Origin of the sequence: Sphingopyxis fribergensis (assembly GCF_000803645.1) — a bacterium.
Lineage (GTDB): Bacteria > Pseudomonadota > Alphaproteobacteria > Sphingomonadales > Sphingomonadaceae > Sphingopyxis > Sphingopyxis fribergensis.
The window spans coordinates 4,303,810-4,324,548 of record NZ_CP009122.1 but is presented as its reverse complement, the minus strand read 5'-3'; the positions used below and the strand labels follow the sequence as shown (position 1 = coordinate 4,324,548).

Genomic DNA, 20,739 nt, shown 5'->3' with positions numbered 1-20,739 from the left:
GACCGCCCCGGACCCGGACGGCAAAGCTTCGCCATGCGACAAAGCGCTGACATGATCCCCATGGAGGGCAAGCCGGGCGAAGCGGCCGGGCCGCAATATCTGGCGCTGCGGGATCAGATCGCGTTCAATATCGAGATAGGCAAGCTGCCGGCGGGTTCCCGGCTTCCGTCGGAGCGGCAGTTCCAAACCAGTGCCGGCTTCGCGCGGGGCACCATCCGGCAGGCGCTGGCGCAGCTCGAAGCCGAAGGGCTGATCTACCGTCGCGACAGATCAGGCTGGTATGTCTCCCCGCCCGCCATCACTTATGATCCCACGCGCTGGGCGGGCTTCATGGCCTATGTCACCGAACAGGGCCGCACGCCGGCCACGATAACGCTGGCCAAATCAAGCATCAACGCGAACGCCGCGCTGGCCGACATATTCCGCGTCGCGCCCGGTTCGCCGCTCCACGTGATCGAGCGGATGCGGACGATCGACGGAAGGCCCGTGCTCGTTGAACGGATCACCGTCGATCCCGCGCTCGCTCCCGGCCTGCTCGATCACGATCTCGATGGCTCGCTGACGCAGATCCTCAAGCACAAATATGGCGTCGTCGTCGCGCGCAATCGTGTCGACATGCGGCCCTGCGCGCTGGCAAAGGAGGCCGCTGAAACGCTGGGCACTAAGCCGGGCGCGCCCAGCCTGACGGTGGTGCGGACGAGTTTCGACGAAAAGGGGCGCGTGGTCGAGTATGATCAGGAATATTGGCGCCACGACGCCATCCGTATCCACGTCGACCTGTCGGTACGTGGCGAACCGGACGCCTGATCACGGAACCCGCACATCCGGCGGAGAACCTATCGGCAAATGGCCCAGCGCCTCGGGCAGGTCGGCCACGGTGGCGATGACCAGATGGGCCCCCGCCGTCATCAGCCGATCGGTCGCGCGTGCGATCAGCCTTTGCCGTTCGTCTGGCGGCAGCATGGCGAGCGCCTGAGCGGTCAGGCCGATCTCGTTGCCGCTGGCGGCCACCCCGACCGTCCACATGCCCGCCGCCCGGCCTTCGGCGATGCCGACCTCGGTGTCATCGACCTTGGCACAGGCGTAGGCGGGCCAGGCACCCAGTTCGACAAGGTTCTTCCAGGCCATGAGCGGAGAAGGACGCCCCTCAGGCGTTTCCCCGGCGCATACGACATGGTCGGGCCGGTAGCCCTGCTCCGCCGCGTAAGGCAGGATCGCCTCCATCATTGCGCGTGTATAACCGGTGCAGGAGCCGACCTTCACGCCGGCACGTTGCAGGCCGCACGCCACTTCCGCCGCGCCGGGGACCAGGATGGCGCATTCGCGTGCGGCCTCGATCATAGCGGGACCGATCGCTTCGAACAGTATTCGGGCGTCCTGGGGTGTCGCCTCGCTCCCCTTAGTCTCCGACCAGGCCTGGGCGATGCGCGGCTTGGCGAGCAGGCGGGCGATATGATCCCACTTCGCCCGGCCCATGTCCTCGTGCGCTTCCGCCTCGGTGATCGGCACGCCATGTTCGGCGAAGGTCTGGCATAGTGCGATCACCGGCGCCCGGCTGCCGAAATCGATCATCGTGCCGGCCCAGTCAAAGATCACCGCCCGGAGGGCGTTGGAAAAGGGCAAACGGGATTCCATCATTTCGGTCAGTCCTCGAAGATTGAAGAAACCACATCCTCCGCCAGCGCGAAGCCGGTCGAAGCGCCCGTGCCACTCGTCACCACCACCAGCCGTACGCCGGGCAACGGCTCGTGTATGATGCTGTGGTCGGGACCGCTGGCATAAGTGCCCGTCCACCGCTCGACGACGGGTAGCGTGCCGCCGAACACCGCGGCGAACTGGCGCAGGATCGCTGCGTCGACGGCTGCGGACGAGAAGGGTTCCGGGGTCGGCGCATAGATGTGGCTGTCCCCGACGACGAGCGATCCATCCGCGCCTTGCACTACGATCAGATGGATGCCGTGATCCAGTTCATCGCGCGCTTCGCTCCGGAGGCGTTCTCTAAGCGGAGCGGATTCCGGCAGATCGGCGTAACCCAGATAGCGCACCATCGAGAGGTCGCTCATCACCGGGTTGGGCAACTGCCATCCAGGCGGGGCCAGGCGGAGCATCTGCAACTGGCAGCGTGTAATGCCCGCCTCCGCAAAGGAAGCAGGGAAGAGGCTAGACCAGTCGTCGCCGGGGCAGGCGATGATGCGAGGCGCCACGATGCGCTCGCCGTTGCTCAAAATGATCGCGCCCGGCTCGATCCGGCTGGCGGCGACGCCCCGGATGAAGCGCACATTCCAGGCGTCGTGCAGCCATTTTGCCAGCAGGGGGATGGCGCTGCGCGACTCTACCCGCAGGTCCGCGCTGGACAGCAGCGCCGCGGTGATTTCGCCGCTCAGTTCAGGACAGTGGCGGCGTGCCTGTGCGGCTGTCAGGCGTTCGCAGCCTTCGCCCATCTCGGTAGCGGCAAAGGCGTCGATCACGATGGCGGCTTCGGCGCGCTGTGCAACCATCAGCAATCCCTGCTGCTCGATCGAGATTCCGGCGCGCGGGGCGATGTCGCGCCAGATCGCGGCGCTGCGGCGCGCGAGAGCCCACACCCGCCCGCGCTGCTGTCCAGTCACGGTGACAAAGCCGAAATTGCGTATCGAGGCTCCGTTTGCCTGCGCGTCGCGATCGACGACAAGGACCCGCTTTCCCTTCTTAGCCGCCGCAAGCGCATGGGCCAGGCCGACGATCCCGGCCCCGACAATGGCAAGGTCAGGCGGCGGATGGGCGAACATGGTGTTTCCCGACATGGAAATGGAACCAGGCAGCCGAACAGACGGTCAGCACCGCCACCGCGATGGCCGTGAGATAGGCGCAAGAAATATAGAAGGAGAGCCAGTCCATCGATGGGGCTGCCAAGCTTCGATACAGAAGCAACGCAACGCTGCCGACATAGCCCGAACTGTCCGCGATATAGATCAGAAAACCAGCATTGCCCACATGGCCGAGTGCGGCGATCATGCGGTCAAACAGCATCGCGTTGAACGGCGTATAAGCGAGGTAGAGTCCGGCGCCGGTCAAGATCATATAGGAGAATGGCGCAAGCCATCCGTGCTGGAACGCCAGCGTTGAGAGGCCCAGCAGTAGCGCGCCGATCAGGATGATTCCGTGCATGGCCAACAGAGCCCGCATATTGTCGCGGATGAGCGTCAGCGCGCCCAGCGCGGTCAGAGCGACGATCATAACTGGCAGTTCGGAGGCGGAGAATACTGAAGCGATGCCACCCTGGCCCATGGCAATCCAGAGCTCGGCCGCGAAGTTGTCGCGGAAGTCCCGGATCGCGGTCAACAGGACATAGCCCGATACGAGCAGGAGCATGGCGACGCCATGATTGCGGAGGAAACTTGCACGCTCCCGCGCACGCATCGGGACGCGTGCTGTGCGCTCGGCGATGTCGCGGTCATCGGGGGGCGGCATCCGCTCGAGCAACCACAGCGACAACAGGAGAAGCGGAAAGAAGAGAGCCCCCGTAACCGCCGGCATCCAGAATTCTCCCACGCCCCAGTCCATGACCAGGATCGCAACCGATTTGACGACACCCGACGAGAGGATGAAGCTCGCGCAGAGCAGCGCGCCCATCGCCTCGGATGCGCGGCGCCCTTCGACATAGCTGAACACCAGGCCCCAGATCATGCCGAGTGGCAGTCCGTTCAGGAACAGAAAGCCGATGTTCCATGGCGCGGGCACGGCCCCGAACAGGATGAGCGCGAGCCAGGAGATGCCAATCAGCGTCAGAATAGCGCCCGCCCGCCCGGTCCGCCCGAACTCGGCGATCATACGGATGCCGATCAGCTTCGATAGTGCGTAGCCCAGAACCTGGGCGATCAGCAGTGTCGTCTTGTAATCGAGATCGAAGAACAGAGCGGGCTGGTCAGCGAATGTCGCCGCCGCGAATGGCTTGCGAAAGGCATACATCGAAAAATAGGCGCAGAATGCCGCCGCGGCTCCCGCGCCGAGCGAAACGATTGTCGTTCGCGTAGCTTTTTCGATTCGTTCAAACACGTCATATCCAGATTATCGAAGTCAATCTGGTATGGACCAGTTGTGGGTCAGAATGGTGACATGGTCATCGTCATCTGATCGGCGCGCAGATCTCGCCTATATAGCCTCACATCCGGTCGCCACTCGGGACGGCCACACCATAATGCCTCGTTCGGGAAGGCTCAGATGGAGCGGGACCATTTGTGTTTCGGCTGTTCAGGCAATGGGCATCCTCGGTCCGTTCGCCTGGGGCGGCCTCCCTTGCCGAGGATGAGGCCGGCTTTCAGATCGCCAACGTAGAGCTCACACAGCTCCTTGACGGTGATCGCCTTGCTGTCGAGCTGCTTCTCTTCAGCCGGATCTTCGCCCTGCGCGATCCGTCCCAACTGCACCTTTGCCTCCTGGCGCGCGCGCTCAGGCGTCCAGACTCCGTGCAATCCGATTGTGAAGCGCCGCGACCGCTTACCGAGCCGATACTGGATCACGTAGCTGCGCTTGCCGGACGCGAACACGCGGAGGCCGAAGCCGGGCAGTTCATCGTCCCATATGACGTAATCTTTTGCGCGACTTTCTGCGGCGTCTACGACGCGTTTTGTGAGCTTAGACATGGGCTTCCTCCGACCCTACTGCTTCCTCTCGCGTAAGCACCACGTAAGCACGCGGGCGAAAACTGTGGCGAACAGAAGAGTAAGTTTGGCGGAGGCAAAATGCAAATTGTTTAGGTTTTACAGTAGGATAGGCGGTCATCGGCGGCTCCTTGCGCTTTTTGGCGGAGCCAGCGATATTCCCTCCGAAGGCGGAGGCCACAGGTTCGAATCCTGTCGAGTGCGCCAAATTTCCCCTTAGAAATCAAACGCTTGAATCAGGCGTCTTGTGCGGCCTCCAGCGCAATTTCCACCACGGAAGCAGTCGCGGAAGCAGCAATTTCCACCAAACCCCCTCAATTTCAATAGTTTACGAATCTTCAGTCCTCGGCGGCGCGGTTGCTCGCGAATCGACGGCGCTATCAGTGGAGAGTTCCTGGATTTCAGCCGGAGATTTGAGACACCTGTCTCGGCGTCGCGATCGCGCAACAGTTAAGACCGACGATTTCGTCGGTTTGCGAGCGCTCGCCGAGGCCTGCAGAAATCGCTTTCGCCTTCGGGGCGAGCCTTTACGACAGTGCCGAGGTCGTGCCGTTCGGCAATCGCTTGATGGCAACGCCAGTATTATTGTCATGGAACTGAGGACAGGCGGCGGTAAAGCCGTAGAGCAGTGCAGAGGTGGGCAAATGATAAAATCCTTCGACCGGAAACTGGGTCCCCTGGTGGTTGCTTTGGCGTTGACGGCCTGTGGCGGCCAATCGGGCCGGAGTGCGACGAGTGAGGAAATTGCAGGTGGCGGCGGTAGTGAAGCGGGAACTTCGCCGGAAAGGATCGCCCTGGCGGCGCCCGCTTCATCAGCCGGGGCGGAGCCCACTTCAGCCGCCGCTGATCGTGTCGCGGCGGCAAGCGTGGAAGCCAATTCCGTTGCCGGCTCGTCAACTTCGGGCGCTTCTTTGGATGGCGTTAGCTCAGAGATGCGAAGCATCTTCCAGGCCGCAGGTTTCACCTATGTACAGAAGCGCCGACAATGGGAAAGCGGCACATGCGGAGACCCGCCGGCGGGGGCGTCCTATGAGGCCGGTGCAATAGGGACAATCGAAGACATCAATGGTGATGGCCGGCCCGAGGTCATCGTGACTGAAGGCGGCGCGATCTGCTTCGGCATGTCGGGTTTGAGCTTCCAGTTGTTGACCCGGCAGCCGAACGGCCAATGGAAGGTTATGACGGCCGGCATCGGAATTCCCGAGTTGCTTGCGACAAGAGGTTCGGACAATTTTCCCGACATTCAGGTCGGCGGACCGGGGTTCTGTTTTCCAGTGGTTCGCTGGAGCGGGGGTGAATACAAGCTCCACCGGCATGAATATGAAGGAAAGCCCTGCTCACCGCCCCGATGAGGGGACGAGTGCCGCGCTTGTGCAACTCTGCCGCAACCCGCTGCGCTTCAACGAATGTGGTATGCGTATTTCGAAGAACGCTTCAGGTGAATCTTCACCACGCGATCGTGGTCAGCATGTCTGAGGATTACGCGAAAGATAAACTGGCACCTTGGAGGTAGCTCGCGGAAGGAAGGAACAATGGTCGTTGATAGCACCGGCCCGCAGATCATCGTCGTCGATGACTTTCTGACAGATCCCGACGGCGTGCGGGCGACGGCGCTCAGGCAGCCCTATGTCAAAATGCACAGCGCCGGCCTGCGTACCGAGGCGCGTTTCCTGCATCTGGCGCCCTATCGCCAAAGGTTCGAGGATTTGCTCGGTCATCAGTTGGCGCATTGGGACGACAATACCGCCAACGGGCGATTCCAGGTTTGCTTCGCCAACGATGCCATCCCGTATCATTCCGACAGTCAGTCTTATGCAGGCGTCCTGTTTCTTACCCCCGACGCCCCGCTGGGAGCGGGCCTGTCTTTCTTCCGCGGGCGCCGGAGCGGTCTGCGCCGACGGTCCAGCGACGCCGCACTGATGGCCTTGACCTTCGGGAGCGATGCGGAATTCGACCGCGGGCACTGGGAGGAGATCGACCGGATCAGCAATATCTATAACCGCCTGGTCCTGTTCGACGCGCATCTCGCCCATGGCGCGAGCGCCTATTTCGGCGACCGGTTGGAGAACGGCAGGCTGTTTCAGAATTTCTTCTTCGATATTGCTACCCGGGATCACGGCGCCCAGCAAAGCTCCTCCGGTCGGTCAAGTTCCCAAGCCAGAATCCAGAACGCGACCGCGTAGAGCGCCAGCACTTCCCTGTCCGACACGGGCTTCCAGGCACCAAGCGCGCGGGTCCTGCGAATCAACCATGTTGCGGAAATGCCCAGATGCCCCAGCGTGGCGGCGGCGCGATCGAAACAATCGGCAATATGAGTGGCATGGCGTTCATAAGCGCGCATCCAAACGCCGTCATAGGCCGTCTTGCCCTTCCGCCGGACAACGGCGTCGGGAAGATAGCTGCCCAGCGCATCCACCAGGATCGATTTGTCGGGCCGCTTGCCCCTTGCCGCCGAGTGCTCCGACCAGAGCTGACCTGCCTGAAATATGCGCAGATCGGAAAACGGCGTCCTGATGGTGACGCCATATCGTTCCTTGACCCATAGGTCCTGCCGCGCGTCATAGACGAACGTGCCGGCTGACCGGGCCATCCAGGGCGATGCGTTAGTGGCCTTTGTGGCTGCGGAAACAATGGCCCAGCTTCGCGCTGAAAACGGTCCTCGCCCCGGTGGATTGCGGACAAGTCCTTCCCTTGAGGTCAGATCCGTCGCGAAGCATTGGTCCCCGCCATGCCCCATATAGATGCGCTGTGCATGGTGCCGACTGGCGAAGCGCGCAACCTGCTCGGCATGGCGGATGCCGGTTACATAGACCGACGGCTCGTCCCAGCGCACAGGCTCGTCGCTGGGCGCGTAGGGGAAAAGCGTTGTGCCGTCGAGGATAGTGCGGGGAATTCCAAGTTCTCCAGCGACACCCGCTTGCACTTCGACCTCGTCGCGGAACTCATAATAGGGATAGACCGATGAGATGCCGTGCATGTCCTGCCGCGCCATCAGTGTGGTCGCGGCAAGCGTGCTATCGAATCCGCCTGAAACCTCCAGGACCGATCTGGTGATCCCGGCCTGCGAATTCCCGTACGCCATGAATGCCGCACGGACCTCTGCGGCAATCTCTTCCCGGCTCACTGTGCGGACCGGTCGTCCATCGATGAGTTCGCAGCGTTCGAGCCGGTTCGCGACGAAATGGTTGATCGAGGCGCGACGCACCCGGTGCCATCCGGCGACTGGCGTTTCGGTGAAAGCGTTCGGCTCATAAGAAGAGTGCTGGCACGCTGCGGCGACGGCCATGATGATTCCACGCCGGGAAAGGCGTGAAGTGTTCGCGACGGGCAGGGCGGTTGTGAAGCGCAGCCCCTTCTCGGTTGGGCAGTAATAGAGTGCAATCGGGCACGCTCCGCCGCGCATAACCGACAAACTGCCATCATGCCGCACAATGAAGGCGATGTCGGTCAGTTCAAGATAAGGCGCGATCGCTTCCGTGCCGGCCATCGCCAAGCGCCTGATGAAGAGTTCGGTCCGCTGATCGATTTCATCGTCATAGAGGCACAGATAGGTGATGCCGCAGCCCGGTAGCGTGACGTGCCGGGTGGCGACCGAAGTGCGGACCTCGAGTTCGGCGTCTCCAATTTCGACATTCGTTGTGGTTGGGCGAAAAAAGGCCGGCATCAGGGCAGCGTGATGGTCCAGGCCGGTTGATAAAGATAATGCTCTGCCACCGGCTCGAACGGCAGGACACCGGCGACCGTGCACCAGGCGTGCAACTTTCGCGTCGGCGCCAGCACACCGATCGCCAGAACACAGGAGTTGCCCGCGGCAAGCGCCAGCCAAGCGGTAAGCAAGGCGCGAGGATAGCAATCGGAGAATCCGACGGCATCTTCCGTGGCGGCAACCGCACGCGCGATCGCTTCTACCGTGTTCTGCCCGCCGTGCGGATGGCTTGCTGAACGGCTCGCTGCCAGCCCGATCAGCTTCGCACTCAGCCTGAACGGCAGGCCATGACGCGAATGATGAAGGAGGTGATAGGCCAACCGCATCCGCCATCCGGACCCAGGGCGAAGATCGTCGCCCTGGCTCGCAAGCGACCAGCCAACGCGGTCGGATGGATCGGCGAGTGCTGCGTCGTCTGGACCGGACAAGCCGATCACCTGGCGAAACACCCTGTCTCCAAGGCGTTCCACAGAGAGCAGGTACAGTTTTCCGAACCGCGGCCCGTAAATCAGGCAGCGGCGGTCATCTATCCTGACAGGCGACCAGCTTTCAGCGGCCGCTTTCCGTTCAGTTATAGGTGCCGGGGTGGCATTGTTCGTTGAAGTGGCCGCTGCCCCCGCGAACGGCGCCGGCAGCCGCGTGATGACAGAACAGAGCCTGAAACAGCGCGCGAAGAAACGTCATGTATTGATCCCCCCTGGGCGATGGATGTCGTGGTTAATCATCCAAAACGATGTATGAGAGTCAAGAACAAACGAACGGCGCCTCGCTTGCGACAGAAAGATGACAACCTCGATGCATTGCAAAAGAAAAAGGTCGCGGAACCAGCGGAGCGGCTGCAAACTTTGCAAGCCTTGGAAACGCAATGGTGTCCGAACCGAGAGCCGCAACGGGGAGCGCTTCAGCGACCATCGGCGGCGCACGGCCCATAAGGTTAAGCTGATCGAGGTGCCTGAATGAACGGGTCACGGTTGTCCGGCCCTGGCCTTGGCGAACTGACGCGTATAGGAACGGGTGTGGGCAGATCTCCATCCATCCTGCGGCATCGACGGCGCGCGACCGCTGTCGATGCGTCGGGCGGAGGTCACGGGATCGCCGCCGCAGGTCTCTTCGCCATCTGACACAACATAGATGATCTGCTCCCTCGGCGTTGAGGAGGCCGTCAGCAGAGCCTCGGCACGATCGAGTCCGGCGGCAAGCGGTGTCCAGTCAACTGCACGGACCCCTTGCAATGCCGCGCGAAGTTGCCCCCTGTCAGACGACATCGGTGCGAGGACGTCGATTGCGGAACATGACTTCGCCTTGCCTTCCTCCTTGTTGTTCCCCTGCTGCCCGAAGGCGGAGGCCACAGGTTCGAATCCTGTCGAGTGCACCATTCTCGAACAAAAGAGAGAACTGCGGGCGTGGTTTTGGCCACGCCCGCTGCCGCACTCCGGGCCAGCACGGCTTTCGAGCCGCTGATGCGGATTTCCCGGTCGTTCACGCACACCTCGCTGAGCAGCAGCCGGGCATAAGCCTGGCGCAGATCAGGCTGGCCGTGATGCAGCTTGTCGCGCAGGAGCAGCGCCAGCTTCTCGATCTTGGCGGGCGTGATCACCGGCTCGGCCATGGCGAGGCGACGGGTGAGGTCGGATATTTGCTCGGCAAGTTCATCGCGCCGGAACCGCAGATTGACCAGCCGCTCACGCATCGAAGCGTCCTCGGCATCCATCAGCCCTTTCTCGACCAGTTCCAGCAGCCGGGCGATGCCTGCTTCGGCTTCCTTGTGATCCAGGCGCATCTGCCGCAGCCGATCGCGGTTGCGATCCTCGCGTTCGATCGCCGTGTGCAGATAGTTTTCCAGCAGCTCTTTCAGATGATCCGGATGCAGTATCCGCTTCGTCACCTCGCCGATCACGATCCCGTCGAGCTTGTCCATCGGCATGCGCAGCCCCTTGCAGCCGAAGGGGCCTTCCTTGAGACGGCGCGAGCAGCAGTAATAGCGATACTGTCCGCCCTTGCCGGTGTTCTGGATCAACGCAGCGCCGCAATTGCCGCATCGGGCCACCCCGGCGAGCAGCGTCGGCGTGTTGACCAGGCGCGGCGCCACCCGCTTGGGCGCGCGGCTCTGCAGGAGCGCCTGCGCCGCGTTGAAGGTCTTCTCCTCGATTATCGCCGGAACGGCGAGCGGTATCCATTCGGAAGGAGGACGGGGACGGTCGTTCCTGCTGTCGGTGCGATTGAAGTAGTGCTGTCCATGATAGGTGCTCGCCGTCAGGATCGCGTGGACACCTCCGGTCGAGAACCTGCGCCCTCGCCGAAGGATACCGCGCTCGTTGAGCCATGTTGCGATGGCCTTTACCCCCATGGGCCGGCCTTCCACACCTGCGGCCATGTCGAAGATCATGCGAACGACGCGCGCCTCGGCGTCGTTTACGACCAGCACCTTCTTATCCTTGCTGCCTCGCCGCTCAGCGATCTCGACGCCATAGCCGTAAGGCGGTCGTGAACCGTTCCAGAAGCCCTGTCGGGCATTCTCCAGCATGGCGCGATGGACGTGCTTGGCGGTTTCCCGGCTCTGATGCTCGTCGAAGATGTGCAACAGCTTGCGGAACATCTCGCCGGTCGGGTCCTGGCCGACGTCCTGAGTGATCGAGACAAGTTCCACCCCGGCCTTCCGCAATTCGCGGATGTAGAGTTCCGAGTGAAGCGAGTCCCGGCTAAAGCGGCTGAGTGAATGCACGACCACGAGATCGAAGGGTTTGTCTGTGCGCTTCGCCGTGTGGATCATCTCCTGAAAAACCGGCCGATCCTCGTCGAGCGCGGACGCCCCCGGCTCGGAGAAGATTTGGACCACTTCGACACCCTGCCGCTGACACCATGTGCGGCACTGGGCAATCTGGTCGGGAATCGACAGGTCGCGCTCGGCCTGGCGGGCCGTCGATACTCTGACGTAAATGGCCGCGCGGGTCATGATCCTTCTCCCCGCAGCTTGCGAATTACGTCGGCGTGGCGGGAGAAGGCGGTGAAACTGGTCGCCTGATTGTAGAATTTCTGGCTCGAAGCCAGCGTCATATGGCCGAGCACATGCTTCGTAATGCCGATAAGCTCCGGGCGCTCAAGGGCAGCTTCGGTGGCCGCGCAATCGCGGAACAGGTGCGGCGAGAGGTCTCTTCCGAAGTGCTCCCGCATGATGCGAGTAACGCGCGTGCTGATCTGATCAGCCGTCACCTGCCTGCCTCGGCGCCCCACCCAGAGCCAGCCCTCGTCAGGAATATCGTTCTTGAGCAGGACAGGTCGAACCCGATCGAGATAGGTGAATGTCGCCTCTTCGAGCCGCTTGGGAACATAACCGTCGAAGGGAACCCCCTTCTTGGTCTCTTTGCGCGGGATCGTGATCCTGATGCCGAAGTCATCGACGAACAGGTTATGGCCGATCCGCAGGTCCGTGAGATTGCGGCGACGCATCGGGCGGTGGATGAGCAAGCCGATGAGCAAACCGTCGCGATAGATCGGAGCGCCGCTGCGGCGGCCGACCCGCAGTTTTTCGAGGCCGATGTCCATCAGCCTGTCGGAGAGCAGAATGATGCTGCCTATCCGAACCATGCGCGGCAGTTTGGGACGTGACGGCTTCGCGGTGTTCGTCATCCGGTGTGCGAGCGTGGTAAGCCAGTCCACGCCATCGGGCGGTGCGCAGGCCCGCAACACGTAGGCGATGCCCCGAACGGCGCCCGCAATCGTCTGTTCCCCGTCAGCGCCAATGGCACAGATTTGAGGTTGTGAATTAAGGAGTGTTGGGGCTTCGTCGTAGTGACGAAGGAACGAAGATGAAGCCCCAACACTCCTTGAAAAAATCGCCTGCCAAGGCCCCTGCTGAGCGGGTGGTGAAGGACATCCGGCGGCAGACCCGGCGGCATTTTTCGGCCGAAGACAAGATCCGCATTGTGCTCGATGGGCTGCGTGGCGAAGACAGCATTGCCGAACTATGCCGCAAGGAAGGCATTGCCCAGAGCCTGTATTACACCTGGTCGAAGGAGTTCATGGAAGCGGGCAAGCGGCGCCTGGCGGGTGACACGGCTCGTGCCGCGACCAGCGGCGAGGTGCAGGACCTGCGCCGCGAAGCCCGTGCCCTGAAGGAATGCGTGGCCGACCTGACGCTCGAAAACCGTCTGCTCAAAAAAAGCATGATCGCGGATGGGGGCGACGACGAATGAGATATCCCGCATCCGAGAAGCTCGAGATCATCCGGATCGTCGAGCAGTCGCATCTGCCGGCGAAGCTCACCCTCGACAAGCTGGGGATCGCACGCCGGACGTTCTACCGCTGGTACGACCGGTTCCTCGAAGGCGGACCGGAGGCGTTGGAAGATCGGCCATCGGCACCGAGCCGCGTGTGGAACCGGATCCCGCCTGACATCCATGATCAGATCATCGAACTGGCACTGGAGCAGTCCGAGCTGAGCCCACGGGAGCTGGCGGTGCGCTTTACCGACGAAAGGCGTTACTTCGTGTCGGAAGCCACGGTTTACCGCCTTCTGAAGGCCCATGACCTGATCACCAGCCCGGCCTATGTGGTGATCAAGGCCGCCGATCAGTTCCACACCAAGACCACCCGGCCGAACGAGATGTGGCAGACCGACTTCACCTACTTCAAGATTATCGGGTGGGGCTGGATGTACCTGTCGACCGTGCTCGACGACTTCTCACGCTACATCATCGCCTGGAAGCTGTGCACCAACATGCGCGCCGAGGACGTGACCGACACGCTGGACATGGCACTGGCCGCATCGGGCTGCGACAGCGCCACGGTGCTGCACAAGCCAAGGCTGCTGTCGGACAATGGCCCCAGCTACATCGCCGGCGAACTGGCGGAATACATCGAGGCCCAGAAGATGAGCCATGTGCGCGGTGCCCCGCTACACCCGCAGACCCAGGGCAAGATCGAGCGCTGGCATCAGACCCTGAAAAACCGCATCCTGCTGGAAAACTACTTCCTGCCCGGCGACCTCGAGGCCCGGATCGAGGCCTTCGTTGAGCACTACAACCACCAGCGTTACCACGAGAGCCTCAGCAACGTGACGCCCGCCGATGCCTACTTCGGCAGGGCACCGGCAATCATCAAACTGCGCGAAAGGATCAAGCGACAGACCATCGAACATCGGCGCTTGCAGCACCGCAAGTTCGCCGCCTAACATCAACCCCCTGACGAGGTCCGCACTCCGCTAATCTACGCCGCGAGTTGTGCCGAATGTTCTGACGACGGACAGTTTCGGCGATCTGATCGCGGCCGCCCGCGAAGTGCCGACTGGCCACGGCCATATCGATAATCTCTATCTTACGCCTTCCGGCGACATCGTGCTGGTCGAGACCAAGCTCTGGCGGAACGGCCAGATGCGCCGCGAGGTGGTGGCGCAGGCGCTGGACTATGTCGCCGCGCTCACCCTGATGGAATTCGAGGCATTCGAGACGGCTGTTGCACGAGGGCAGCAGGCACAGCGACGCCTGTATGATCTTGTCCGTGATCATCCCGAAGCTCTGGACGAAGCGGAGTTCATCGACGCGGTCTCGCTGAACCTGCGGCGAGGCAGAATGCTGGTCATCGTCCTGGGCGACGGGATCAGGACAGAGACGGAGGCACTCAGCGATCTACTACAGAGCCATGCGGGCGCACATTTTACCTTCGCGCTCGTCGAGCTTGCCACATGGCGGAACTTGGCAGGCGACATTCTCGCGGTGCCCAGCACGCTGGCCAAGACCGTGATGATCGAGCGCGGGATTGTCCGTGTCGAGGATGGGGCGGCGACCGTCCACCCGATCCCAGCCGCTGCCCAAAGAGGCCCGCAGTCGATCAGCTCGGCGGACTTCTGGGACATGATGGCGAAGCGCGATCCTTCCCTGCCGGCCGCGATCCGGTCGTTCCTGTCGGTGCTTGAACCACTGGGTGTCTATGCCGACCTCAAGGCCAGTTTGAACCTGAAGCTCGATCTGGCCGACCAGGATAAGCCGATCAACTTCGGTTACATCATGAAGAACGGCATGAACCGCCCCGCGATTGCCGGAGGCCCCAACTCCTGAGAGGAAGGGTCTATGAGCAAGACGACGAACAAGTTTTCACCCGAGGTTCGCGAGCGGGCGGTGCGGATGGTTCTCGACAGCGAGAAGGATCATCCCTCGCGCTGGGCCGCGGTGACATCGATTGCCGGCAAGATTGGCTGCTCGGCCTACACGCTGCTCGAGTGGGTGAAGAAGTCCGAGGTCGACAAGGGCATGCGTGCTGGCGTTCCGTCCGAGCTGGCTGACAAGCTCAAGGCGCTGGAACGCGAGAACCGCGAGCTGCGCCAGGCCAACGAGATCCTGCGCAAGGCGTCTGCTTATTTTGCCCAGGCGGAGCTCGACCGCCCACTGAAGCGATGAGCGGGTTCATCGACGAGCATCGCGAGGAGTACGGGGTCGAGCCGATCTGCAGGGTTTTGCCGATCGCCCCATCCACCTACCACGAGCGTGTCGCGCAGCGGCGCGATCCCTCGCGAATGTCGGCCCGTGCCCAGCGCGATCAGGCCCTGAAGCCCGAGGTGCTGCGCGTGTTCTCCGAGAACTTCGGCGTCTATGGTGCAAGGAAGGTGTGGCGGCAGATGAAGCGCGAAGGCTTCGACATCGCCCGATGCACGGTCGAGCGGCTGATGCGCGATCTTGGTCTGCAGGGCGTGATCCGGGGCAAGCCGGTGAAGACGACGGTGAGCGACAAGGCGGCGCCTTGCCCGCTCGATCAGGTCAACCGGCAGTTCCATGCCCCGGCGCCGAACATGCTGTGGGTGTCGGACTTTACGTACGTCGCGACTTGGACCGGGTTCGTCTACGTCGCCTTCGTGATCGACGTGTTCGCCCGCTATATCGTGGGCTGGCGAGTGAGCCGGACCGCGCATGCCGGGTTCGTCCTGGATGCCCTGGAGCAGGCGATCCATCATCGGCGGCCCGTCCATCATGGCGGTCTTATCCACCACTCCGACCGCGGTAGCCAGTACGTCTCGATCAAGTACACCGAGCGTCTCGCCGAAGCCGGGATCGAACCTTCGGTGGGCAGCGTTGGCGACAGCTACGACAACGCTTTGGCCGAAACGATCAACGGACTCTACAAAGCCGAGGTGATCCACCGACGCGGGCCGTGGCGGTCGTTCGAGGCTGTCGAACATGCCACGCTCGAATGGGTGAGTTGGTTCAACAACAGGCGGTTGCTCGAGCCAATCGGCAACATCCCGCCCGCCGAAGCCGAAGCACGATACTACGCCATGCTGGACGAACGCCCGATGGCGGCATAACTCAAACCAAATGGCCTCCGGCAATCGCGGGGCGGTTCACGATCGATCGCTGGCCGGCGATACAATAGCTGCCCGACAGATAGTCGCTCACGGTGCTCGCAAGCGCCCGTTGTTCGTCCCCGAAGGACTGTGCGGAAAGATCGGGGCCGAAACGCTCCGGCAGCGCGTCCAGCATGGTCTGATCAGTAACATCGGCCAGCACCGGCTGACCGACCGCCATCGTCATTGCGGTCATCAGCGATGTCACTGCGAACCGCCACCGCGCCCCGACGCCGTCCGCCATCACCCCGGCTCGCTCAAATCCGCGGCCTGGCTGTCCCGACTTCCTGCCTGCCGCGCCTATTTGAGTACCTGACGGAACCGAAACGATCGGTGACGGCATCAGGTGCAAGAGGATGTGCTTCATATCACCGGCTTCAATATAGTGGATGTTTCAAGGAGATAAGGCCGCGGTGACCATGCTCTGTGTCCCTGATCACACAATATTCGATTTTCTTCGGATGCTGGGGGCGCGGTGCGGCATGAAAGGTCATATGATCGGGATCGCGATCCCCGCTCTGGACCGCGATATGTGAAACAGATGTCAAATCCGGGCAACGAGCCGATCCGTAGTGATGTATGCTTTCCAGCCCTGTATGGCTAAATGTGGACGGTCCCAAATCACCCAATTCTCGCGGTTTTGCTCCTATGCGCTGCCGGCCAGCCATCGGCCGATTCTCCGCTCGCGGAGTCAGTGATTTCCAAAATGGTGAAACGGCGGCTTTGGGGCGGGAAGCGGACTGCCTGCATTCAGGCTTTGGAGAGCGAGCAATGGAACCGGCTATCAGGCCTTGGAAGTTTGCCCGGCAATCATGTGATTTCCTGTAGCTGCCCAGTCCGCTCAGCCAATATACTGATTATATGGGGCGCGGCCGTGTCGGCCGCCGCAGTCGTCCCTCGGAAAGGTCAGGCGAGATGGCTGGGACGAGAGTGTGAACCGCGCGGGGCCGCGCCGTCGCTTCGGCGGCTTCGCCGCATCCCAGAACTGTTCGGCGTCGCCTAGGAATTGCGGGTCGAAATACGTGCGGGAAGTCTTCGGTTCGGAAAGTTTTCCCCTTGACCTTCCCATCGTTGGAAACCCCACAACCCGGTCAATCGAAGAAAACCGGAGATTTTGTGATGGCCGATGTGGTGCAATTGAAGCGCGAAAGCGATAACCCGGCCACCAGATTGGCGCAGTTAAGCGTCGCCGTCGCCGATATGACCTGCGCCTCGTGCGTCGGCCATGTCGAAAAGGCGATCGCCAAGCTGCCGGGCGTGAACGGGGTCAGCGTCAATCTGGCGACCGAACGCGCCGATGTGACATTCGCGGGCGCCGCTGACCCGATTGCCGTCGTGCAGGCGATCGAGCGCGCGGGCTATCAGGTGCCCGAGGTCGAGGTCGAAATTGGCGTTGCGGGCATGACGTGCGCGTCGTGCGTCGGTCATGTTGAAAAAGCGCTGTCCAAGGTTCCAGGTGTCATTACCGCCACCGTCAATCTGGCGACCGAGAAAGCCAGCATCCGCTATCATCTTGGCATTGCGTCGCTTGGCGATCTGGAGGGCGCGATCCGCGGCGCCGGTTACGAACCGCGCCGGATTGAGGATGATGGCGCATCGTCCGACCAGCAAGCCTCGGCGCGCGAAGAGGAGCTCATCGGCTTGCGCCGGTCGCTGCTTCTCGCCGCGGTGCTGGCCTTGCCGGTCTTCATACTCGAGATGGGCTCGCACCTCATCCCCGCGGTCCATGATTTCGTCATGGCCACGATCGGAATGCAGACGAGCTGGCTGATCCAGTTCGTCCTAACCACGCTGGTGCTCTTCGGGCCTGGGCTACGTTTTTTCCAGAAGGGCATTCCCGCGATCCTGCGCGGCACGCCCGATATGAACTCGCTCGTCACGCTGGGGACGAGCGCCGCCTGGGGCTATTCGCTGGTCGCGACCTTCGCCCCCGGCGTGCTGCCGGCGGGCACCGCCAATGTCTATTATGAAGCCGCGGCGGTGATCGTCGCGCTGATCCTGCTTGGCCGCTATCTTGAGGCCAAGGCCAAGGGGCGAACGTCGGAGGCGATCAAGCGGCTCGTCGGACTGCAGGCGAAAACCGCCCGCGTCGTGCGCGATGGCACGGCGCTGGAAGTCGCGCTCGCGGATGTCCGTACGGGCGATATCGTCCAGGTGCGTCCGGGCGAACGCGTGCCGGTCGATGGCGAAGTTGTTGACGGAAACTCCTATGTTGACGAGTCGATGATCACCGGCGAGCCGGTCCCGGTTGCCAAGTCCGCGGGCGCAGCGGTCGTCGGCGGCACGATCAACAAGACCGGCGCCTTCACCTTCCGCGCGACCAAGGTCGGCGCGGACACGGTGTTGGCGCAGATCATTCGCATGGTCGAGCAGGCGCAGGGATCGAAGCTGCCGATCCAGGCGATGGTCGACAAGGTGACCGCCTGGTTCGTCCCCGCAGTAATGGGGATCGCGGGGCTGACCTTCCTGATCTGGCTCATCTTCGGCCCCGATCCGGCGCTGACCTTCGCGCTGGTGAATGCGGTCGCGGTGCTGATCATCGCCTGCCCGTGCGCGATGGGTCTTGCGACCCCGACGTCGATCATGGTGGGAACCGGGCGCGCTGCCGAACTGGGGGTGCTGTTCCGCAAGGGCGAGGCGCTTCAGACGCTGCGCGACGTGAGCGTCGTGGCGCTCGACAAGACCGGCACGTTGACCAAGGGGCGCCCCGAACTGACCGACATCGAGCCGGCGGCCGGGTTCGGGCGCGACGAGGTGCTCGCGCTGGTCGCCAGCGTCGAAAGCCAGTCCGAGCACCCGATCGCCGAGGCGATCGTGGCTGCCGCGGACGCGCGGGGTCTTGACGTCCAGTCGCCCACAGCATTCGAAGCCATTCCCGGGTACGGCGTTTCGGCGCGGGTCGGCGATCGCGACGTTCGGGTCGGCGCCGACCGGTTCATGAACAAGCTGGGGCATGATGTCTCGGCCTTTGCCGCCAAGGCCCGCGAACTCGGCGCGCAAGGCAAATCCCCGCTCTATGCCGCGATCGACGGCAAGCTTGCGGCGGTGATCGCGGTCGCCGATCCGATCAAGGACACGACGCCCGAGGCGATCAGCGCGCTGCACGCGCTCGGACTCAAGGTCGCGATGATCACCGGCGACAATCAGGCGACGGCCGATGCCGTCGCGCGGACGCTGGGGATCGACGAGGTGGTCGGCGAAGTGCTTCCCGACGGAAAGGTCGATGCGCTCAACCGGCTTCGGGCGGGGGGCCGCAAGGTTGCTTTCGTCGGCGACGGCATCAACGACGCCCCCGCGCTCGCCGAGGCCGATGTCGGCCTGGCGATCGGCACCGGCACTGATGTTGCGATCGAGTCCGCCGACGTCGTTCTGATGTCGGGCGACCTTCGCGGCGTGGTCAATGCGATCGCGCTGTCGAAGGCGACGATCCGGAACATCCAGCAGAATCTGTTCTGGGCGTTCGGCTATAATGCGGCGCTGATCCCCGTCGCAGCCGGCGCGCTCTATCCGCTCAACGGCACTTTGCTGTCGCCGGTCTTCGCGGCTGGTGCGATGGCGCTGTCGAGCGTCTTCGTGCTAAGCAACGCGCTCAGGCTGAAGGCGTTCCGGCCGGTGATCGCGTCCGACAAAAACGCAGAAGGAGAGGCAGCATGAACATCGGCCGCGCTTCCAAATTGTCGGGGGTCTCGACGAAAATGATCCGCTATTATGAGCAGACGGGGCTCATCCCCAAGGCCGCGCGCCACGACTCGGGCTATCGCGACTATGACGAGGCCGACGTGCATCGGCTTCGCTTCATCCGGCGCGCGCGCGATCTCGGCTTTACGGTGGAGCAGATCGGCGAGCTGCTCGGCCTCTGGTCGGACCGGAGCCGCGCCAGCGCCGATGTTAAATCATTCGCGCTGGGACATATCGAACGGCTCCGCGGAAAAATGGCCGAAATCGAAGCGATGGTGCGGACGCTCGAAACGCTCGCCGATCATTGCCACGGCGATGACCGCCCCGACTGCCCGATCATCGAAGGGCTGGCCGACGACGACGGCGAGCCCTCGCGGCTCGAACCCCGCGAGCCGCAGCGTTTCGGCGGACCCGGCGGGCCGCCCGCACGGCGGCACTGAGCCCGCCCGGCCCTGTGGGCCCTGGCCGTTGTCTGGCTGAACCCGGGCGAATCCGGCACATCCACGCCAGCGACGTCGGCGCCGACTGACCACACATCATCGGCATTCGCTTCGACCGAATTAGGGTTGACCCTGCCATCGTTGGAAGCCGCATCTCCTGGCGGGCGGCCAGCACGAGGAGGCATTCCGACGGCCCCAAGCCGTCGCTCCTCTCCGCCGCTCGTGACCGACAAGGAACAAGATCATGCCTGCGACCACTCCCGAGATACTCATCTATTCCACAGCGACCTGTCCCGATTGCCGAGCACTTAAGGCGTGGCTGACCAGCCGCGGACTCGCCTGGACCGAAAAGGATATGTCGGACCCGGCGATCATGGCGGAAGCCAAGATGCGCACCGGCGTGCGCGTCGCACCGATCACGCTTGTTGGCGACCAAATCTTCCACGGAACCTTCGCATCGCAGAAGCCGAGGCTCGTCGAGGCGCTTGGCCTCGCCGACGCCGTTTGAGCGGGGGGCGGCCGTGACGCGAACCGTTGATATCCACCAAGCCGGCCGCGCCATCGCGGTCGGCGACGGCCAGACAATCCTCGAGGCGGCGCTCGATGCCGGCATCGCCTATCCGCATGGCTGCCGTTCGGGCCGCTGCGGCACGTGCAAGTCGCGGCTCGTGGCTGGCGAGGTCGACATGCTGCCCCACACGTGCTTCGCACTCACCCCCGAGGAAAAGGCGCAAGGGCTCATTCTGGCGTGCCGCGCACAGCCGCTCACCAACATTGAGGTCGCATGGCTCGGCAAGGAGGATGAAGCCGTTGCCCACCCGGCCCGCCGCGTCAAAACCGATGTCGCCGCACCCGATGATGCCACGCGCGCCAACACCGAGCCACCGTTTCAGTACGCGGCGCGCCAAGCAGGCGGGAAGACGGCATCATGAATGTCGGGCG

General features: G+C 62.9%; 19 protein-coding genes and 1 other annotated feature. Of the genes, 10 read left to right on the top strand and 9 right to left on the bottom strand.

The genetic code is table 11. The annotated features are described in order from the left end of the window. The first annotated feature begins 33 nt into the window (after positions 1 to 33). Positions 34 to 807, top strand: a complete 774-nt coding sequence (locus tag SKP52_RS20250) for a UTRA domain-containing protein (RefSeq protein WP_139181702.1) — start codon at positions 34 to 36, stop codon at positions 805 to 807. Here the strand turns inward: SKP52_RS20250 and phnX are convergent, their stop codons facing one another. From phnX to SKP52_RS20230, 4 genes are all read right to left on the bottom strand, one after another. Beyond that, complete coding sequence (gene phnX, locus SKP52_RS20245; protein WP_228383715.1) at positions 808 to 1,638, bottom strand: phosphonoacetaldehyde hydrolase; 831 nt, start codon at positions 1,636 to 1,638, stop codon at positions 808 to 810. A gap of 5 nt (positions 1,639 to 1,643) precedes the next feature. Beyond that, entirely contained in the window at positions 1,644 to 2,768 is a 1,125-nt protein-coding gene (locus SKP52_RS20240) for a TIGR03364 family FAD-dependent oxidoreductase (protein WP_039578031.1), read from the bottom strand. Continuing rightward, the gene (locus tag SKP52_RS20235; protein ID WP_228383714.1) at positions 2,746 to 4,035 is read right to left on the bottom strand and encodes a DUF5690 family protein; all 1,290 of its coding nucleotides are present in this window, start codon (positions 4,033 to 4,035) and stop codon (positions 2,746 to 2,748) included. The genes SKP52_RS20240 and SKP52_RS20235 overlap by 23 nt, the downstream gene beginning before the upstream one ends. 161 nt (positions 4,036 to 4,196) lie before the next feature. Then, positions 4,197 to 4,622, bottom strand: coding sequence for an Arm DNA-binding domain-containing protein (locus tag SKP52_RS20230; protein ID WP_039578028.1), 426 nt, complete (start codon positions 4,620 to 4,622; stop codon positions 4,197 to 4,199). Between the two features lie 662 nt (positions 4,623 to 5,284). Here SKP52_RS20230 and SKP52_RS20225 point away from each other — a divergent pair. Both SKP52_RS20225 and SKP52_RS20220 read left to right on the top strand, forming a co-directional pair. Next, on the top strand, positions 5,285 to 5,992 hold the full coding sequence (locus SKP52_RS20225) for a hypothetical protein (RefSeq protein ID WP_225082413.1): 708 nt from the start codon (positions 5,285 to 5,287) through the stop codon (positions 5,990 to 5,992). Positions 5,993 to 6,238: 246 nt separating this feature from the next. Continuing rightward, positions 6,239 to 6,823 (top strand): DUF6445 family protein, encoded by a 585-nt coding sequence (locus SKP52_RS20220; RefSeq protein ID WP_267127987.1) that lies wholly within the window; start codon positions 6,239 to 6,241, stop codon positions 6,821 to 6,823. On the opposite strand, the gene SKP52_RS20215 is transcribed toward SKP52_RS20220, so the two are convergent. The 4 genes from SKP52_RS20215 to SKP52_RS20200 form a co-directional block, all read right to left on the bottom strand. Beyond that, on the bottom strand, positions 6,754 to 8,304 hold the full coding sequence (locus SKP52_RS20215; protein WP_039578025.1) for an adenine nucleotide alpha hydrolase family protein: 1,551 nt from the start codon (positions 8,302 to 8,304) through the stop codon (positions 6,754 to 6,756). The genes SKP52_RS20220 and SKP52_RS20215 overlap by 70 nt on opposite strands. After that, positions 8,304 to 8,774: a lasso peptide biosynthesis B2 protein gene (locus SKP52_RS20210; protein WP_228383713.1), complete on the bottom strand. Its 471-nt coding sequence runs from the start codon at positions 8,772 to 8,774 to the stop codon at positions 8,304 to 8,306. The genes SKP52_RS20215 and SKP52_RS20210 overlap by 1 nt, the downstream gene beginning before the upstream one ends. Positions 8,775 to 9,508: 734 nt before the next feature. After that, positions 9,509 to 11,299, bottom strand: coding sequence for a recombinase family protein (locus SKP52_RS20205; RefSeq protein ID WP_052208626.1), 1,791 nt, complete (start codon positions 11,297 to 11,299; stop codon positions 9,509 to 9,511). Beyond that, a complete protein-coding gene (locus SKP52_RS20200) occupies positions 11,296 to 12,003 on the bottom strand; it encodes a tyrosine-type recombinase/integrase (protein WP_147367355.1) in 708 nt (235 codons plus the stop codon). The genes SKP52_RS20205 and SKP52_RS20200 overlap by 4 nt, the downstream gene beginning before the upstream one ends. Positions 12,004 to 12,152: 149 nt before the next feature. Here SKP52_RS20200 and SKP52_RS20190 point away from each other — a divergent pair. The 3 genes from SKP52_RS20190 (at position 12,153) to SKP52_RS20175 (ending at position 15,640) form a co-directional block, all read left to right on the top strand. After that, positions 12,153 to 13,516 (top strand): IS3 family transposase gene (locus tag SKP52_RS20190; RefSeq protein WP_119592876.1). Its coding sequence is split into 2 segments (ribosomal slippage): positions 12,153 to 12,501 and positions 12,501 to 13,516, totalling 1,365 coding nucleotides; the frame shifts between segments, so codons are not numbered across the junction. 49 nt (positions 13,517 to 13,565) lie between these two features. Continuing rightward, positions 13,566 to 14,399 carry a hypothetical protein gene (locus SKP52_RS26280; protein WP_052208624.1) on the top strand — a complete coding sequence of 278 codons (834 nt, stop codon included), beginning with the start codon at positions 13,566 to 13,568 and terminating at the stop codon, positions 14,397 to 14,399. Positions 14,400 to 14,411: 12 nt separating this feature from the next. Next, positions 14,412 to 15,640, top strand: a protein-coding gene (locus tag SKP52_RS20175) for an IS3 family transposase (RefSeq protein WP_119592530.1) whose coding sequence is annotated in 2 segments (ribosomal slippage) — positions 14,412 to 14,700 and positions 14,700 to 15,640 — 1,230 coding nt in all. Because the reading frame shifts where the segments join, the coding sequence is not laid out codon by codon here. Continuing rightward, positions 14,693 to 14,809: a sequence feature (AL1L pseudoknot), on the top strand. Its footprint overlaps the gene before it by 117 nt. 1 nt (position 15,641) lies before the next feature. On the opposite strand, the gene SKP52_RS20170 is transcribed toward SKP52_RS20175, so the two are convergent. Then, a complete protein-coding gene (locus SKP52_RS20170) occupies positions 15,642 to 16,046 on the bottom strand; it encodes a hypothetical protein (RefSeq protein ID WP_147367372.1) in 405 nt (134 codons plus the stop codon). A gap of 752 nt (positions 16,047 to 16,798) precedes the next feature. On the opposite strand from SKP52_RS20170, the gene SKP52_RS20165 reads away from it, so the two are divergent. The 4 genes from SKP52_RS20165 to SKP52_RS20150 all read left to right on the top strand — a co-directional run bounded on the left by SKP52_RS20165 (position 16,799) and on the right by SKP52_RS20150 (position 20,729). Continuing rightward, positions 16,799 to 19,333 (top strand): heavy metal translocating P-type ATPase, encoded by a 2,535-nt coding sequence (locus SKP52_RS20165; RefSeq protein ID WP_015456767.1) that lies wholly within the window; start codon positions 16,799 to 16,801, stop codon positions 19,331 to 19,333. Next, entirely contained in the window at positions 19,330 to 19,797 is a 468-nt protein-coding gene (gene cueR, locus SKP52_RS20160) for a Cu(I)-responsive transcriptional regulator (RefSeq protein WP_015456766.1), read from the top strand. The genes SKP52_RS20165 and cueR overlap by 4 nt, the downstream gene beginning before the upstream one ends. 244 nt (positions 19,798 to 20,041) lie before the next feature. Then, the gene (locus tag SKP52_RS20155) at positions 20,042 to 20,305 is read left to right on the top strand and encodes a glutaredoxin family protein (RefSeq protein WP_015456765.1); all 264 of its coding nucleotides are present in this window, start codon (positions 20,042 to 20,044) and stop codon (positions 20,303 to 20,305) included. A gap of 13 nt (positions 20,306 to 20,318) precedes the next feature. After that, positions 20,319 to 20,729 carry a 2Fe-2S iron-sulfur cluster-binding protein gene (locus SKP52_RS20150; protein ID WP_039578015.1) on the top strand — a complete coding sequence of 137 codons (411 nt, stop codon included), beginning with the start codon at positions 20,319 to 20,321 and terminating at the stop codon, positions 20,727 to 20,729. Positions 20,730 to 20,739 lie beyond the last annotated feature (10 nt).